16 protein-coding genes are annotated in these 16,131 nt (G+C 71.6%); 10 read left to right on the top strand and 6 right to left on the bottom strand.

Annotated features, from left to right (window positions below):
• The first annotated feature begins 109 nt into the window (after nucleotides 1-109).
• The 4 genes from IE195_RS16380 (at nucleotide 110) to IE195_RS16365 (ending at nucleotide 3,544) form a co-directional block, all read left to right on the top strand.
• Entirely contained in the window at nucleotides 110-637 is a 528-nt protein-coding gene (locus IE195_RS16380; protein WP_191272322.1) for a cell division protein SepF, read from the top strand.
• 39 nt (nucleotides 638-676) lie between these two features.
• Entirely contained in the window at nucleotides 677-976 is a 300-nt protein-coding gene (locus IE195_RS16375; RefSeq protein WP_191272320.1) for a YggT family protein, read from the top strand.
• A gap of 129 nt (nucleotides 977-1,105) precedes the next feature.
• Complete coding sequence (locus IE195_RS16370; protein WP_191272318.1) at nucleotides 1,106-1,996, top strand: DivIVA domain-containing protein; 891 nt, start codon at nucleotides 1,106-1,108, stop codon at nucleotides 1,994-1,996.
• A 72-nt stretch (nucleotides 1,997-2,068) separates the two neighbouring features.
• Complete coding sequence (locus tag IE195_RS16365; protein ID WP_191272316.1) at nucleotides 2,069-3,544, top strand: hypothetical protein; 1,476 nt, start codon at nucleotides 2,069-2,071, stop codon at nucleotides 3,542-3,544.
• 75 nt (nucleotides 3,545-3,619) lie between these two features.
• On the opposite strand, the gene ileS is transcribed toward IE195_RS16365, so the two are convergent.
• On the bottom strand, nucleotides 3,620-6,820 hold the full coding sequence (ileS, locus tag IE195_RS16360; protein ID WP_191272696.1) for an isoleucine--tRNA ligase: 3,201 nt from the start codon (nucleotides 6,818-6,820) through the stop codon (nucleotides 3,620-3,622).
• Nucleotides 6,821-7,190: 370 nt separating this feature from the next.
• On the opposite strand from ileS, the gene IE195_RS16355 reads away from it, so the two are divergent.
• The 5 genes from IE195_RS16355 (at nucleotide 7,191) to IE195_RS16335 (ending at nucleotide 10,172) form a co-directional block, all read left to right on the top strand.
• A complete protein-coding gene (locus IE195_RS16355) occupies nucleotides 7,191-7,451 on the top strand; it encodes a hypothetical protein (RefSeq protein ID WP_191272315.1) in 261 nt (86 codons plus the stop codon).
• 81 nt (nucleotides 7,452-7,532) lie between these two features.
• On the top strand, nucleotides 7,533-8,057 hold the full coding sequence (locus tag IE195_RS16350; protein ID WP_191272314.1) for a GNAT family N-acetyltransferase: 525 nt from the start codon (nucleotides 7,533-7,535) through the stop codon (nucleotides 8,055-8,057).
• Nucleotides 8,058-8,233: 176 nt separating this feature from the next.
• A complete protein-coding gene (locus tag IE195_RS16345; protein ID WP_191272313.1) occupies nucleotides 8,234-8,644 on the top strand; it encodes a TraR/DksA family transcriptional regulator in 411 nt (136 codons plus the stop codon).
• Between the two features lie 29 nt (nucleotides 8,645-8,673).
• Nucleotides 8,674-9,249 (top strand): signal peptidase II, encoded by a 576-nt coding sequence (gene lspA, locus IE195_RS16340; RefSeq protein WP_191272312.1) that lies wholly within the window; start codon nucleotides 8,674-8,676, stop codon nucleotides 9,247-9,249.
• On the top strand, nucleotides 9,246-10,172 hold the full coding sequence (locus tag IE195_RS16335; protein WP_191272311.1) for an RluA family pseudouridine synthase: 927 nt from the start codon (nucleotides 9,246-9,248) through the stop codon (nucleotides 10,170-10,172). Before lspA ends, IE195_RS16335 begins: the two co-directional genes overlap by 4 nt.
• Here the strand turns inward: IE195_RS16335 and IE195_RS16330 are convergent.
• The gene (locus tag IE195_RS16330) at nucleotides 10,169-11,188 is read right to left on the bottom strand and encodes a DMT family transporter (RefSeq protein ID WP_191272310.1); all 1,020 of its coding nucleotides are present in this window, start codon (nucleotides 11,186-11,188) and stop codon (nucleotides 10,169-10,171) included. The two genes, IE195_RS16335 and IE195_RS16330, sit on opposite strands and share 4 nt — an antisense overlap.
• A gap of 73 nt (nucleotides 11,189-11,261) precedes the next feature.
• Between IE195_RS16330 and IE195_RS16325 the strand changes: the two genes are divergently transcribed.
• Nucleotides 11,262-12,182 (top strand): LysR family transcriptional regulator, encoded by a 921-nt coding sequence (locus IE195_RS16325; RefSeq protein ID WP_191272308.1) that lies wholly within the window; start codon nucleotides 11,262-11,264, stop codon nucleotides 12,180-12,182.
• 49 nt (nucleotides 12,183-12,231) lie between these two features.
• On the opposite strand, the gene IE195_RS16320 is transcribed toward IE195_RS16325, so the two are convergent.
• The 4 genes from IE195_RS16320 to IE195_RS16305 all read right to left on the bottom strand — a co-directional run bounded on the left by IE195_RS16320 (nucleotide 12,232) and on the right by IE195_RS16305 (nucleotide 16,079).
• Nucleotides 12,232-13,917 carry a thiamine pyrophosphate-dependent enzyme gene (locus IE195_RS16320; RefSeq protein WP_191272307.1) on the bottom strand — a complete coding sequence of 562 codons (1,686 nt, stop codon included), beginning with the start codon at nucleotides 13,915-13,917 and terminating at the stop codon, nucleotides 12,232-12,234.
• Nucleotides 13,918-14,066: 149 nt separating this feature from the next.
• Nucleotides 14,067-14,381, bottom strand: coding sequence for an AzlD domain-containing protein (locus tag IE195_RS16315; RefSeq protein WP_191272306.1), 315 nt, complete (start codon nucleotides 14,379-14,381; stop codon nucleotides 14,067-14,069).
• Nucleotides 14,378-15,133: an AzlC family ABC transporter permease gene (locus tag IE195_RS16310; protein WP_191272305.1), complete on the bottom strand. Its 756-nt coding sequence runs from the start codon at nucleotides 15,131-15,133 to the stop codon at nucleotides 14,378-14,380. Before IE195_RS16310 ends, IE195_RS16315 begins: the two co-directional genes overlap by 4 nt.
• Before the next feature lie 88 nt (nucleotides 15,134-15,221).
• Nucleotides 15,222-16,079 (bottom strand): AraC family transcriptional regulator, encoded by an 858-nt coding sequence (locus tag IE195_RS16305; protein WP_191272304.1) that lies wholly within the window; start codon nucleotides 16,077-16,079, stop codon nucleotides 15,222-15,224.
• Nucleotides 16,080-16,131 lie beyond the last annotated feature (52 nt).

Genomic DNA, 16,131 nt, shown 5'->3' with positions numbered 1-16,131 from the left:
TCTGTGGCGTTCGCCCGAATGGACGAACACCCCGTGTACGCGGGGCGCAGGGGCCGAAGACGGAGGAGTCGGCTGCGGTGAAGGCCGCGGGGACGACGGAGGACATGAGATGGCCGGCGCGATGCGCAAGATGGCGGTCTACCTCGGCCTCGTGGAGGACGACCGTTACGATCACCGCTATGCGGACGAATATGATGAGTTCGACGATTTCGACGAGGGCGTGGAGGAGCAGCGTGACCGCGACGCTGACACTCCGCGAGGCGAGGAAGTACGAGGCGAGGATGTGCCGGACACCGGCGACTACCTGGGAACGGGTGAGCGACGCGGTGGTACGGCCATGACTGCCTCAACCGCCGACCTGGCTCGGATCACCACGCTCCATCCACGTACCTACAACGAGGCGCGTACGATCGGAGAGCACTTCCGGGAAGGTACGCCGGTGATCATGAACCTGACCGAGATGGTCGACAGCGACGCCAAGCGTCTCGTCGACTTCGCGGCTGGTCTGATCTTCGGTCTCCATGGCAGTATCGAACGCGTGACCAACAAGGTGTTCCTGCTGTCCCCGGCCAACGTCGAGGTGACCGCCGAAGACAAGGCGCGGATCGCCGAGCGAGGGTTCTTCAATCAGAGCTAGATCATCACATTTGTCCAGAGATTGGGTCGGGGAACGACCGTGAGTATCGTCCTGTCCGTGCTGTCCTTCCTGCTGCAGCTGTTTGTCTTCGTGCTGATAGCGAGGGTGGTCCTGGAGATGGTGCAGTCCTTCTCCCGGACGTGGCGGCCCACCGGGTTCGTGCTTGTGCTCGCTGAGATCGTGTACACGATCACCGATCCGCCACTGAGGTTCCTGCGCAGGTTCATCAAGCCGATCCGGCTGGGGAGTATCGCACTCGACCTGAGTGTGCTGGTCCTCTTCTTCGCCGTGATCATCCTCCAGAGCATTCTGGGGAGCCTGATGCTCAGCGTGGGGTAGAGGAGGTCGGGGGCGGAAAAGACAGCCCCTGATTCCGATATGTGGTCTTGGTCATGATCTGGATTGCCGTAAGGTCACGATCAGGTAGCGTCCCTACGGACAGACTCCAAGCGCGCCAAGGAGACGAACATGCCGCTGACACCCGCCGATGTGCGGAACAAGCAGTTCAGTACCACCCGGCTCCGACCCGGGTATGACGAAGAAGAGGTCGACGCCTTTCTCGACGAGGTCGAGTCCGAGCTGGACCGGCTGATCCAGGAGAACGAGGAACTGCGCGGCAAGCTCGCCGAGTGCCTGCGGGGCAAGGTCCCCAACGCCGGCATGCAGGACTTCCAGCAGCCCCAGGAGCAGCAGGCCCCCGAGGCGCCGCAGCAGATGGAGCAGATGCGCCCGGAGCCCGTCCAGGCGCAGCAGCCCGTCGAGCCCCAGCCGCCCGCGCCGCAGCAGCAGATGGCGATGACCGGCGCGAACCTGGCCATGGGTGGCGAGGAGAACATGGACACGGCGGCCCGTGTCCTGGCGCTCGCCCAGCAGACCGCCGACCAGGCGATCTCCGACGCCCGCCGTGAGGCGGACGAGACCCTCGGCCGCGCCCGCCACGAGTCCGAGGACATCCTCGGCAAGGCCCGCCGCCAGGCCGACCAGATCATCGGTGAGGCCCGCGCCCGCTCGGAGAACCTCGACCGGGACGCCCAGGAGCGCCACCGTCAGGTCATGGGCAGCCTGGTTCAGCAGCGCGAGGAGCTCGAGCACAAGGTCAACGTGCTCAAGGACTTCGAGCGCGAGTACCGCAGCCGCCTGAAGGACTACTTCGAGCGCCAGCTGCGCGAGCTCAACGACGAGGGCAAGCCGGTCGAGCCCAACCCGAACACCACGGGCGGCTTCCAGACGATGGCTCCCCAGACCGGCGGGGCACCCGCGCTCCAGCAGCACGGCCCCGGCGGCAACCCGTTCGGCCAGCCCGAGCCCGCCCAGCACGGTGGCTTCCACCCGGGCGAGGTTCCGCACGAGCGCCGCTGACCCGTCAGCGGCCATGCGGCTCCGAACAACTGAAGACTCCGGCTCCACACGTGTAAAGGCCCTGGTCGACCCGTGATCCTTAGCCTCCTCGCCACCGTGGCGGTGTTGGCGGCCATCGCCGTCATCGCAGCTGCCCTGGTCCTCGCCGAGACCACCCTGGTGTACGTCGCCCTGGGACTCGGCGGGCTGAGCGTGCTCCTACTGTTGGGCGCGATCATCCAGGGACGGTTCGGCGGGGCAAGAGCGGACACGGAACGGACGGACGGTTTGGGGAAGGCGTCCGTCCCCGTGGAGGCCGCCACCGCGGTCGGCACGGCCCCGGCCCGAGCGTGGGAACCGGAGGAGTCTCGGCGCGCACCCGCACCGGCTGACCAGCCGGTGCGGGAATCCGCCGTTTCGGAGCAGCCCGTCAGCGACCGGAACCGAACGGTCGCCGACGAGACGGAAGAGGAAGCGGAGTTCGAGATCCCCCGCTGGCAGACCCCCACTGTCGGAAGCTGGCCGGAACCGGCCCTCCGGGACGAGGCGCCGGTCGGGGCCGACACTCCGGCCGATGCGTGGCCGGAGACGGTGGAGAACGGACCCGAGCCCGGCGCGACCCCTGCCGAGGACACCTCTGTCGAGGAGACTCCAGCGCCCGGAGAAACCTCCGCGGACGAGGACCGGGAAGAGGGCCCCGGGGAGGAACCCGCCGCACACGGCGCCGAAGAGACCGGGGACGCCTCCGAACCCGACGACCCGGGTAGGGCGTTCGCCTACCGCATCCCCGCGGCCGTCACCGGCGAGACCGGCCGGGACCACGGGCTGACCCCCGGCGAGGACGGACCTCCCGCCACCGTGGACACGGCCCGGGACATCGAGGCGCTCGCAGAGCGACAGACAGCGGCTCTCCAGGACACGGCCCCCGAAGAGGCCGCGCCTGAGGCAGAGACCACCCACGAGTACTCCGAGCCGGTGGCGGACGCCGAACCGGTGCAGAGCGTCGAGCGAACCGAGCCCGAGCCGGACGGATCCGTCGACGAGCCCCGGGAGACCCCCGCGCGGGACCCCGGCGACGAGGAGCGACCCACCGGGGACGGGGAGACGGCTGAGACCGATCCCGCGGCATCGGCGGACACCACCGCCGATGACCTGGTCCGGACCTCCGAGGACGTGGACCAGGGGCCGCAGGACGCGGAGGAGGGGGCCGACGAGGCCCCCGAGGAACCCGAGAGGACCCCTGAGGGGAACCGAACCGCCGACGGGTCCCCCGCCGATGACGGCGCGGCGGCCGGGGACGGTGACTCGGTCCTGGCCTACGCCGCCATTCTCGACAACGAGGGCGACACCGCCTCGGACACGGACGTCCCGGACGCGGAGGCCTCGGACACGGAGGACCCGGACCCCGCCACCCGGGAGACCGGGGAGGAGACCGCCCCGGAGCGGTCCCGGCCCGGCCGGACCGCGGACGGAACCGGAGAGGGCGCCGACGACACCACCGGCGAGGAGCCGGCCGGCGAGGTCGGCGAGGACCCCAGGAAGCAGCCGGACTCCTCCTGCTCCGGCTGACCTCCCCCAGACAGCCCGAAGGGCCCCGCTCGGCCGAGCGGGGCCCTCCGTCGCCTCCCAGGCGTGTGCGTGCGCTCAGGCGCGGCGGAAGGTGAAGGCCACCCCGAACTCCTCCGACTCCGCGGAGTGCGGGGCGTCCTCGCCCGCCCCGGCCGCGAAGGTGTCGGCCAGGACCTCACCGGCGATCATCCGCCCGTGCTCGGACAGGGTCTGCCTGACGACCTCGTCCTCGGCGGCCCACCACACGCGGATCCGGTCGGACACGTCCAGGCCGCTGTTCTTACGGGCCTCCTGGAGCATCCGGACCATCTCGCGGGCCAGACCGGCCCGGCGCAGCTCCGGGGTCAGCTCCAGGTCCAGGGCCACCGTCTCCCCGGACTCGGAGGCCACCGCCCAACCCTCACGGGGCTGCTCGGTCACCAGGACCTCGTCGGCGCTCACCTCGACCGGCTCGTCCTCGACCCGTACCTGGGCCCAGCCGCTCCCGCGCACCTGCTCGACCAGGGCAGCAGGGTCGGCGGCCTGGATGGCCTTGGCCACCAGCGGCGTGCGCTTGGCGAACCGCTTGCCCAGAGCACGGAAGTTCGGCTTGACCACGTAGTCCACGAGATCGCCGCCGACGGTGGACAGCGCGTCCAGCCGGGCCACGTTGAGCTCGTCGGCCACCTGGGCGCGCAGCTGCTCCGGCAGTTCGGTGAAGCCCGGGGCGCCCACCAGGGCGCGGGCCAGCGGCTGCCGGGTACGCATGGCCGAGTCCACACGGGCGGACCGGCCCAGCTCCACCAGACGACGGGTCAGCGCCATGTTCTTCGACAGAGCGGGGTCGATCAGCTCCTCGCGGACCTCCGGCCAGGACGCCAGGTGGACCGAGTCCGCGCCCTGCGGGCGGCGCAGCGCCGACCACACGTGCTCGGTCAGGAACGGCACGATGGGGGCCATCAGCAGGGTGACGGTCTCCAGCGCCTCGAACAGCGTCGCGAAGGCCGCAGCGCCCTCCGGGGTGTCGGCACCGCCCCAGAACCGGCGCCGGGAGCGGCGCACGTACCAGTTGGACACGTCGTCCACGAACGCGGTCAGACGGCGCCCGGCCCCGGTCGTGTCGAAGGCGTCCATGGCCTCGGTGACGTCGCGGACGACCTCGTTGAGCTCGGACAGCAGCCACCGGTCCAGCAGCGGGCGGTCCTGCGGGGCCGGGGCGTCGGCCAGCTTCGAGTGGTCCCAGCCGCTCCCGGCGTTGGCGTACAGGGTGAAGAACGACGTGGTGCTGTAGTAGGTCAGCAGCACCTTGCGGACGATCTCCTCAAGGGCGGAGTGGCCGACGCGGCGGGCCGTCCACGGCGAGCCGCTGGCCAGCATGAACCAGCGCAGGGCGTCAGCGCCGTGCTGGTCCATCACCGGGATGGGCTCCATGACGTTGCCCAGGTGCTTGCTCATCTTGCGGCCGTCCTCGGCGAGGATGTGGCCGAGTACCACCACGTTCTCGAACGAGTTGCGGCCGAACACCAGGGTGCTCACCGCGAGCAGCGAGTAGAACCAGCCTCGGGTCTGGTCGATCGCCTCGGAGATGTACTGCGCGGGGAAGTTGGCCTCGAAGGTCTCCTCGTCCCGGTGCGGGGCGCCCCACTGGGCGAACGGCATGGAACCGGAGTCGAACCAGGCGTCGATGACCTCGGGCACGCGACGGGCGACCCGCTCCTCCTCGGGGAGTGAGGGATCGGCGTCGGGGTCGGGGATGACGACGTCGTCGACGTAGGGGCGGTGCGGGTCCAGGTTGGACAGGTCCTGGCCGCTGAGCTCGCTCAGCTCCTCCAGGGAGCCCACGCAGATCTGGCGGCCGTCGGGGAACTCCCAGATCGGCAGCGGGGTGCCCCAGTAGCGGTTGCGGGACAGCGCCCAGTCGACGTTGCCGCGCAGCCACTCACCGAAGCGGCCCTCCTTGACGTTCTCCGGCACCCAGTTGGTGAGGTCGTTCTGCGCGAGCAGCTCGTCCTTGACCGCGGTGGTGCGGATGTACCAGGACGGGACCGCGTAGTACAGGAGCGCGGTGTGGCAGCGCCAGCAGTGCGGGTAGGAGTGCTCGTAGTCCAGGTGGCGGAAGAGCAGGCCACGGTCCCTGAGGTCGCGGACCAGCGTCTTGTCGGCCTCCTTGAAGAACACCCCGCCCACGAGCTGGAGCTCGGCCTCGAAGGTGCCGTCGGGGCGGACCGGGTTGACCACCGGCAGGCCGTAGGAGCGGCAGACCGTCATGTCGTCGGCGCCGAAGGCGGGGGACTGGTGGACCAGGCCCGTACCGTCCTCGACGGTCACGTAGTCCGCGAGCACGACGTAGTGCGCGGGTTCGTCGAAGGACACGAGGTCGAAGGGGCGCTGGTAGGTCCAGCGCTCCATCTCGTCGCCCTCGTAGCTCTCGCCGGTGAGCTCCCAGCCCTCGCCGAGCACCTTCTCGAACAGCGGACGGGCGACCAGCAGCCGCTCGTTGCCGTCCGTGGCCACCACGTACTCCACGTCCGGGTGTACGGCCACGGCCGTGTTGGACACCAGCGTCCACGGTGTCGTGGTCCACACCAGCATCGAGGTGGGGTGTTCGGGGGAGGCCAGCGGACCCGAGGTCACCGGGAAGCGCACGTACACCGACGGGTCGGTGACGGTCTCGTAGCCCTGGGCCAGCTCGTGGTCGGAGAGCGTGGTGCCGCAGCGCGGGCAGTAGGGGCTGATCCGGTAGTCGCGGACGAGCAGGTCCTTGTCCCAGATCTGCTTGAGCGCCCACCAGACGGACTCCACGTACTGCGGGTCCATGGTGCGGTAGGCGTCGTCCATGTTCACCCAGTAACCCATGCGCTCGGTCATGGCGGTGAACGCGTCCACGTTGCGCAGGACGGACTCGCGGCAGCGGTCGTTGAACTCGGCGATACCGAAGGCCTCGATGTCCTTCTTGCCGCTCAGGCCCAGTTCCTTCTCCACGGCGACCTCGACGGGCAGGCCGTGGCAGTCCCATCCGGCCTTGCGATCGACGTGGTAGCCGCGCATGGTGCGGAAACGCGGGAAGACGTCCTTGAAGGCGCGGGCCTCGACGTGGTGCACGCCGGGCTGGCCGTTCGCGGTGGGCGGGCCCTCGTAGAAGACCCAGTTCTCGTTGCCGCGGGTCTGGTCGAGCGACCGCTGGAAGACGTTCTCCTTCGACCAGCGGCCGAGGATCTCGCGCTCCGTCGCGGGCAGGTCGATCTGGGCGGGCAGTTGGGGCAGCGCGCGGGATTCGGGCCGGGGGTCGTCGGTCACCGTCGTACCTTTCTCCATCAGGGGTGTTCCTGACGGAGGGACGAGGCGGAGCCCCGCGGTACCACCCTCCTTGGAGCCGCGACCGGATCCGCTGGGCGGATCGGCTGCGGATCCCACTTCGTTGGGTCCGTGCCGGTTCTACTGGGGTGCGCCGTGACGCACGCGGGCACCTGTTCCTCCGGCTGCTCCGGGGTGATCTTCGCGCTGGTCGTTGCCCCCGGGCTCACACCGTCCCCGGGTCGCTTGGCCGGCCCAGCCGCCTCTAGGCTGTGTCCGTCCGGTCGGGGCCAGCGTTACTCGTCCCCATCGACACACCGTCAGGATAACGCAGTGCGGCCAGGTGCGCCGCGGATCAGTTGAGGGAGCGGCCGTGGCGGAGCACACGCGGGGCGCGGTCCTGGTGACCCTGCCCGAACGCGAGGACGCGGAGGAGCTGGCCGAGCAGCTCCTGGAGCAGGGGTACGAGCCCTGCCGGGTACACCGGGACATGCTCGCGGGTGAGGACGACGCCGAGGACGTGGACTGGGTGATCGAGGTGCTGACGGGCCCGCACGGCGGCCCGGCGGTCTTCGACGAGCCCCACCTGCTGCTGCTCGCCGAGGACTACGGCGGCTTCGCCGTCGCCGAGTGACCGTGCGTGCGGGCGCGGCCGCCCGGGGCGGAGCGGCCCACCCCTGGCACCGGGCGGCCCCGACGGTCAGGATGGGTCTCCATGAGGATCCGTGAGGCACACCCCGACGACGCCCCGGCCATCGCCGGCGTGCACGTCCGCTCCTGGCAGGCCGCCTACCGCGGGATGATCCCCGACTACGCGCTGGAGAACCTGGACCCCGGGCGCCTGGCCGGGGTCTGGTCGAGACGGCTCACCGGCGACTTCACCGCTCCCGGGGCCGGGGTGCTGGTCGCGGAGGAGGACCGCGCCGTGGTGGCCTTCGCCGGTTTCGTGCCGGGCCCCGACCCCGAGGACGAGAACCGCTCGGTGGTGGATCTGGAGACCTTCTACTCCGTGCCCGAGGTGTGGGGCTCGGGGACCAACCGGAAGCTGGCCCGCGCCCTGCACGAGGCGATGGCCGACGGCACGGCCGAACAGGCCGTCCTGCGGGTCCTGGTCGCCAACGCCCGTGCCCGGCGCTTCTACGAGCGTCAGGGCTGGTGGGACACCGGCACCGTCGCCGACGAGACGATCCTGCGCGGAACCCTCGTGGTGCCCACGGCCCTGTACCGGCGCGCCCTCTGAGCGCTCCCAGGTCGCCGGGCCGTTCCCCGTCACCTCGGTGGACGCACCGCCGGGATCATTGCCTCCGGGCGGTGGATTGCCTAGGCTTCGCGGCACCACTCACGGCCTTGCCGAGGGGGAGATCCCGCAGATCAGAACGGACGCGGGGGCCGTGGGACGCGTGGAGGGGGAGTGCGATGAAGGCCACCGAGGCGGCGGCGCTGCCGGTCCGGCCGGGGGAGGACCCCTGGACACCGGAGGAGCTTGCGCAGGTCCGGAACCAGTTGCAGAGCGAGATCGCGGCGCAGCGGGAGGAGCTCCGCGAGAGCGAGGACGAACTCGCGGACCGGCTCACCGACCCGGTCGAAGGAGCGGGGGACGACCCCGCGGACGTCGGCGCCAAGACCTTCCAACGCGAACACGATCTGGCGTTGGCCTACAATACTCGTGACCTGCTCGCCAAGAGCGAGCGGGCGATCGAACAGATGGACGCGGGGACCTACGGGGTCTGTGACTCGTGCGGTCAGGCCATCGGAAAGGCACGGCTGCAGGCCTTTCCGCGCGCCACCCTGTGCGTCACCTGCAAACAGCGCGAGGAGCGTCGCTGACTGAGGTAGAGCCCTCCGGGGACAGCAACATGACCACGACCGACAACACCGCCGCCCGGCCGCGCAGGTACCTGATCCTGCTGCTGGTCGCGCTCATCGCGATCGTCGCCGACCTCCTCACCAAGGAGTGGGTGCTGGCCGCCTTCTCCCAGGGCGAGCGCCTCGACATCATCGGCAACTTCGTCCAGTTCACACTGGTGTACAACACCGGGGCCGCGTTCTCGCTCGGCACCGGTTACACCTGGGTGTTCACCGCGATCGCCACTCTCGTGGTCCTCGTGATCGCCTACCTCGGCTGGCGTGTGCGCAGCCTGTGGTGGGGCGTCACGCTCGGGCTGATGATGGGCGGGGCCGCGGGCAACCTCGTCGACCGCTACTTCCGCGGGGAGACACCCGGCACCGGAGCGGTCGTCGACTTCATCAGCGTCGGCAACTTCCCGGTCTTCAACATCGCCGACTCCTGCGTGGTGGTCGGAGCCTGCCTGGTGGTGCTGCTGACCTTCAGGGGTCTCAACCTGGACGGGACGATGGTCGCGGACGAGGAGCCCGCCCGGAAGAAGGACTCCGACACCGGTGGCAACGACGAACAGGGGCAGGGCGCATGAGTGACACGAGGAGCCTCCCCGTCCCAGACGGTCTGGAAGGCGACCGGCTCGATGCCGCGATCGCGCGGATGTTCGGTCTCTCCCGAACCCGGGCCGCGGAGCTGATCGGGGACGGCGGCGTCCTCCTCGACGGTGCCGAGGCGGGAAAGTCCGACCGGGTGCAGGCCGGGGCCTGGCTGGAGGTCACCCTCCCGCCGCCGCCCACCGCCCCGGTGCCTCGCGCCGAGGCCGTTCCCGGCATGCGGATCGTGCACGAGGACACCGACATCATCGTGGTGGACAAGCCGGTCGGCGTGGTCGCGCACCCGACGGTCGGCTGGACCGGACCCAGCGTGCTGGAGGGTCTGTTGGCCTCCGGCGTGCAGTTGGCCACCAGCGGGGCCGCCGAACGCCAGGGCATCGTGCACCGCCTGGACGCCAACACCACCGGCCTGATGGTGGTCGCCAAGAGCGAGACCGCCTACAGCGTGCTCAAGCGGGCGTTCAAGGAGCGCACCGTCGACAAGCGCTACCACACGCTGGTCCAGGGCCACCCGGATCCGCTCCGGGGCACCGTGGACGCCCCCATCGACCGCCACCCCGCGGGGGACGGACGCTGGGCCGTGGTCGCGGGCGGCCGCCCCTCGGTGACGCACTACGACACCCAGGAGGCCTTCCGGGCCGCCAGCCTGCTGGAGATCAAGCTGGAGACGGGTCGGACCCACCAGATCCGGGTGCACATGGCTGCGCTGCGCCACCCCTGTGTGGGTGACCACCTCTACGGTGCCGACCCCACCCTGGCCGAACGGCTGGGCGTGCGCCGCCAGTGGCTGCACGCGGTACGACTGGGCTTCGACCACCCCACCGAGCACCGCCCGGTGGAGTTCTCCAGCCCCTACCCCGACGATCTGGAAGCCGCCGTGGACAAGCTCCGCGAGGACTAGACACCCTCCCGGGCACGATCCCTCCGCCGTCCGCCTCCGACCGGGGCCGGACGGCGGACGCGTAGGACCCCCTGGCACAGGGCCGCGCCCAGGATGATGACGGCCGCGCCCAGCGGCTGGTTCCAGCTCAGGGTCTCGCCGAGCAGGAGGACCCCCGCGGCGACCGCCACCACCGGGACCACGTAGGTGACGGTGGTGGCCACGGTCGCCCCGGCCGCGCGGACGACCGCGTAGTTCAGGATGTAGGCGAACCCGGTGCCGAACACCCCCAACGCGGTCACCGCCAGGGCCGCCCGCCAGGTCAGCTCGGTGGGCAGGCCGGTGGTCAGCGGGGCGACCACGAGCAGGGGAAGGGTGCCGAGCAGCATCTGCAGGGCGCTCAGCTCCAGTGCGGTGTGCGGGCTGCCCGCGACGAACCGGCGCAGGTAGGGGGTGCCGATCCCGTAGCAGACGGTGGCGGCCACCACCAGCAGCATCCCCAGCAGGGCGTCGTCGTCGGCCACGTTCACCTCGGCCAGGGAGTTCCACACCCCGAAGACGGTGAGGACACCGAGGAAGCCGATGCCGAGCCCGAGGACGCGGCCGCGGTCGGGGCGCTCGTCGGACAGGATCAGCATCGCGAACACCACCCCGAACAGCGGGGTCGAGGCGTTGACGATCCCCATCAGCGCGGACGGGATGAGCTGTCCGGCGTACCCGAACAGGGTGAAGGGGACGGTGTTCAGCAGCAGGGCGGCCACGAACACGTGCCCCCACAGCCGGGGCGAGGACGGTAGGCGTCCGCCGCGCAGGAACAGGACCGCGAGCAGGGGCAGGGCGCCGGTGGCCATGCGGCCCAGGGAGAGCTGGACCGGGGCGAGGACCTCGGCGCCGGTCCTGATCAGGACGAAACTCATCCCCCAGATGAGTGCGAGGAGTACGAACTTGGCACGCCAGCCCGGGAACGGAACGCGGTTCGGGGTCGGAGCTGCCGGGGCTGGGGCGGAGGGCGCCGCGGTGTCGGGAAGAGTGGACATGGGATGTTTCTATCCTTGCCCGATGCCTTAGGTCCACTTCGTATTTCTTAAGGTGGATATTAGAGTTGCTTACATGCTCAGTGTCGACCGGCTCCGCGTCCTGCACGCCATCGCCGCCCACGGCTCCCTCAGCGCCGCCTCCCAGGCCCTGCACGTCACCAACTCCGCCGTCTCCCAGCAGCTCGCCAAGCTCGAACGCGAGGTCGGCCAACCCCTGGTCGAACGCAACGGGCGCGGCGTACGCCTCACCGACGCCGCCGAACTCCTCGTCGAACACACTTCGCGGATCCTGTCCCTGGTCCACCGGGCGGAGGCCGACCTGGAGGCCCATCGGGGCGACGTCACCGGTCACCTGCGCCTGTCCGCCACCCCCACGGCGGTACGCGGACTCCTGCCCGCGGCGCTCCCCGCCCTGCGCGAGGCCCACCCGGGTCTGCGCGTCGAACTCCAGGAGGAGGAACCCCACGAGAGCATCCCCGCCATGGTCAACGGAGACGCCGACCTGGCCATGGTCGTGGACTGGATGGGCTCCCCGCTGACCCTGCCCCAGGGGATGACCAGGGCCTCGGTCATGGAGGACGTGGGTGACATCGCCCTGCCCGCGGAACACCCCCTGGCCCACCGCGAACTCCTGGAGCTCGACGAGATCCTCGACCTCCCCTGGATCAGTTGGACCAAGGGGTCGATCTGCGACGACTGGCTGCACGGCATCATCCGGGGCCGGGGGGCCGAGCCCACCGTCGTGCACAACGTCGAGGAACACCAGACCAAGCTGGCCCTCGTCGCCGCCGGGATCGGCGCGGCCGTCATGCCCAGGCTGGGGCGCGGCCCCCTGCCGGAGGGGGTGCGCGTGGTCCCGGTCCAACCCGCGCTGGTCCGCCAGGTCTACGTGTTCTGGCGCAGTGAGGCCTCCCGTAGACCCGCGATCCGTGCCGTCGTGCGCGCCCTGCGCGAAGCCGCGGGGACCTACACGGACGGGCCCGGGCCCGGCTGACCCCGGCGGAGGGGCTGGGACGGGGCGCGCGGCCCGCCCCAGCCCCGGGTCACCCCTGCTCGCCCAACAGGTCCGACAGGGTCGCGGTCGGGCTGATCACCTCGGGGTCGGTGCGCACGTCCACCAGGGTCGGCAGGTCCGAGGCCACCGCCTCGGCCAACGCCTTCACCAGCTCCTCGCGAGTGTGCACGGTGGCTCCGCGCGCCCCCAACGCCCGGGCGTAACCCGCCAGGTCCAGGGGGCCGCTGATCTCGGTACCGGCGATCCGGCCCAGCTCGCGGGCCTGGTGCATGGCGATCGTGCCGTAGAGCCCGTTCTGGAACACCACGACGGTGATCGCCGCGCCGTTGCGCACCGCGGTCTCCAGTTCCTGCCCGGTCATCAGCGCGCCGCCGTCACCAGCCACCGCCACGACCGTCCGCCCGGGCGCGGCGATCTTCGCGGCAACCGCGGCGGGGACGGCGTAGCCCATGGCCCCGCTGGTCGGCGCCAACTGGGTGTCCGGATGCCGGAACCACCAGCCCCGGTGCAGGAAGGAGGCGAAGTTGCCCGCGTCGTTGGTGATCAGGGTGTCCTCGGGCAGGGCCTCGCGCATACCGGCGACCACCGACCACGGATGCATACGGCCGCTCCGGTGCTCGGCCGTCCCGGGCGGAATCGCGGTGCTCTCCACCCACACCCGTCGGGCCCTGCTCCAGTCCCGGTAGGACACCCTGACCGGAGCCCCGGCCAGCGCGCGCAGTGCCTTCCCGGCATCGGCGACCGCCCCGAACCACACGTCCCGACCGGCACCGATCTGCCCGGGGTCGACGTCGATCTGCGCCACCCGGGTGCGCCCGTCGGACTCGGGCAGCCGGTACCCCTGGGTGGTGGTCTCGCTCATCCGGCACCCGACCACCAGGACCGCGTCCGCGTCGGCCAGGGCGCCCAGCACCGCGCTCGGAGCCCCGAGCCCGAGGTGCCCGAGATAGAGGGGGTGGTCGTTGGGGAACACGTCCTGTCGGCGCCAGGCGGCGTACACGCCCGCGCTGTACCGCTCGGCCACGCGGACGAGGTCCTCGCGTGCGGACCGGGCCCCGCCGCCCGCGATGATCACCGGACGCACCGCCCGGGCAAGCCAGTCGGCCAACCGGTCGCGGTCGTCCCCGCCCAACGGGGGCCGGGGCGCCGCCGGGGGGCGCGGTACCGGTCGGCGGTCGACCCGCTGGCCGAACAGGTCGCCCGGCACCGCGATGGACACCGGGCCCGGTCGGCCGGTGGTGGCGATCCGGATCGCCCGCGCGGTGGTCTCCGCCAGCCGGTCGGCCCGGTGCACGGTGGTGGACCACTTGGTGATCGGTGCGTAGAAGGCGGTCAGGTCCACCTCCTGGAAGGCCTCACGTCCCAGCCGATCGGTCTCGGCCTGGCCGAGGAACACGATCATGGGTGTGGAGTCCTGCATGGCGGTGTGCACACCGACCGCCAGGTTGGCCGCGCCCGGGCCCCGTGTGGCCGCTGCGACGGCGGGGACACCGGTGAGCTTGGCCTCGGCCTCGGCCATGAAGGCCGCGCCGCCCTCGTGCCGGGTGGAAACCAGCGCCATCTCCGGGTGCTGGTCGATGGCGTCGGCGAGTTCGAGGAAGCTCTCGCCGGGGACGGTGTAGCACCGTCTGATCCCGGCGGCGGCCAGGACCTCCACCGCCGATCGGGCGGCGGTGTCGGTGGGGGGCTGGGGCCGTTGTGCGGCAGGGGCCATGGAGGCGGGTCCTTCCATCGTCGCAAGGTCCACTCGGCGCGCACCGGAGCCGGGGTGTGCCCGGGCGCATGCGGCTGACTCTCGCAGGCGGCCCATCGCCGGTCAAGAGTGGCCGGAACCGCCTGTGGACAACCCCTCCCAGCCCGTACCTAACCGACTCCCAGCGCGCGCAGGGCCGCAGTCGTACCGGCCGCCGCGACGACCACCACCAGGAACGGGGCGCGCAGCACCAGGGCGAGCAGGGCGGCCCCCACCCCAGCCATGCGGGCGGTGTCCCAGACCAGGGCCTGGCCGTCGCCCAGCGCCTGCACGGCGATCAGCGCGGCCAGCAGGGCCAGGGGGACGGCCGTGGCGAACCTCCGCAGCCACGGATCGTCCAGCAGGCGGCGGGGGGCCGCCAGACCCGCGTACTTGAGCAGGTAGCACCCGGCGGCGGTGGCGATCAGCGCGATCCACAGCGTCATGGCCGTGCCCCCTCGGAGGCGTCGGACCCGTGGGAGCCGTCGGACCGCTCGCAGGGGCCGACCCCCTCGGGCGCTCGACCGCCGACCCCGACGAACGACAACAGCGCGGCGGAGGCGGCCAGCAGCACCGGCACCCCCGGCGGCAGGAACGGGGTCGCGGCCAGGGCCGCTCCCGCGCCCAGGCCCGCGATCAGCCAGGTGCGCGGGCCACCCTCGCGCAGCCGGGGCCACAGCAGCCCCAGGAAGATCGCCGGCCCCACCGCGTCCAGCCCGAACGCGTCGATGTCGCTCACCCGCTCCGTGGCCAGCGCGCCCACCAGGGTCGTGGCCACCCAGAAGCCGCCCAGGACCACGTAGGTCGTCATGAACGCGGTACGGGCGGACTCCCGGTCCGGTTGGACCAGCGTCACCGCGGTCGTCTCGTCGATCACCCCGTGTGCGGCCAGCGCACGGCGCGCGCCCCGGTACCCCAGCACATCGGCCAACCGCAGCCCGTACAGGGTGTTGCGGGCGCCCAGGAGCAGGGCGCCCAGCGCCCCGGCGACGAGGCTCCCGCCCCCCGCGATCACCCCGACCAGGGCGAACTGGGAGGCTCCGGTGAACATGAACAGGCTGAGGAACAGGGCCTGCGCGGGGGACAGCCCGGCGGCCACGGCCGCGGTGCCGAAGGCCAGGCCGGCGGCGCCCACGGCGACGCCGATGCCCAGGCTGTCCCGGACGGCCGGAGAACGTAGTTGCGACAGGAGCTTCACGTTCGCCCACGTTAGGCGGGCACGGGCGACCCGTATTGAACGTTCTTGCACCGTGGTGCCCGCCGCCCCGGGCCGGGGGCCGGCCGGTTCAGGCCCGGTGCAGGGCGCGCTGGTAGGCGACGGGCGGCACGCCCAGATGACGCCGGAAGTGCCGGGTCAGGTGCGGCTGGTCGGCGAACCCGACCTCCGCGGCCACCTCAACGGCCCGTCGCCCCTGAAGCAGAAGGGCCCTGGCCCGGTTCACGCGTATCTGGTTCAGGTAGGCGTGCGGGGGCAGCCCGTAGGCGGCCCGGAAGGCCCGGGACAGTGCGAACGGGCCCATCCCCGCGTACGCCGCCAGCTCCTCCAGGGTCGGCGGGTCCACGAGGCGCTCGGACAGCAGTTCCCGGACCCGGGCCACCTCGGGCCGTGCCGTGTGCGCGCCGTCCTCCGTGCCCCGTTCGCGCCCGTGCGACCGCAGCAGCATCGCGATGCCCTGCCTGGCCAGGGAGGACGCGGTCAGGCGTTCTCCCCGTTCGGCGGCCATGTGCGCCCCCACCAGTACCCGCGAGACCTCGGGCGCGTGGATCCCGGAGGCGGTGAACCCGGGGGCGCCCCGCATCCCCAGCTCACGGCCGATCTCCTCGACCACCTCGGGGGCGGGGTAGAAGACCCGGTACCCCCACCCCTCGGGAACCCCCGCGTGCCCGGTGTGCACCTCGTCCGGACCGACCACGGCCAGCCCGCCCGGCCCCACCCGTGAGCGCCCGCCCGCGTGGGAGTACTCCTCGATGCCGCCGGTGATCATGCCGATGGTGTACGTGGGGTGCGTGTGCCGGGTGAAGGACGTGGTGACGAAACGGGCGGTGAGAAGTTCGGTGTCGGGCAGCCCGGAGAAGCGCCAGTACCGCGCGCGCTCCACACGCGGGTCCTCGACGGTGGGGTGGACTTCGCTGGGCAGTTCCATACGTCCAGGTTAGGGCGGGCGGATCGGGGCGGCGGGGGAGAGGGGCGGACGG

The sequence above is a fragment of the Nocardiopsis terrae genome (assembly GCF_014651695.1).
In the GTDB taxonomy this organism is placed as follows: domain Bacteria; phylum Actinomycetota; class Actinomycetes; order Streptosporangiales; family Streptosporangiaceae; genus Nocardiopsis; species Nocardiopsis terrae.
This window is presented reverse-complemented; position numbering and strand designations above follow the sequence as displayed.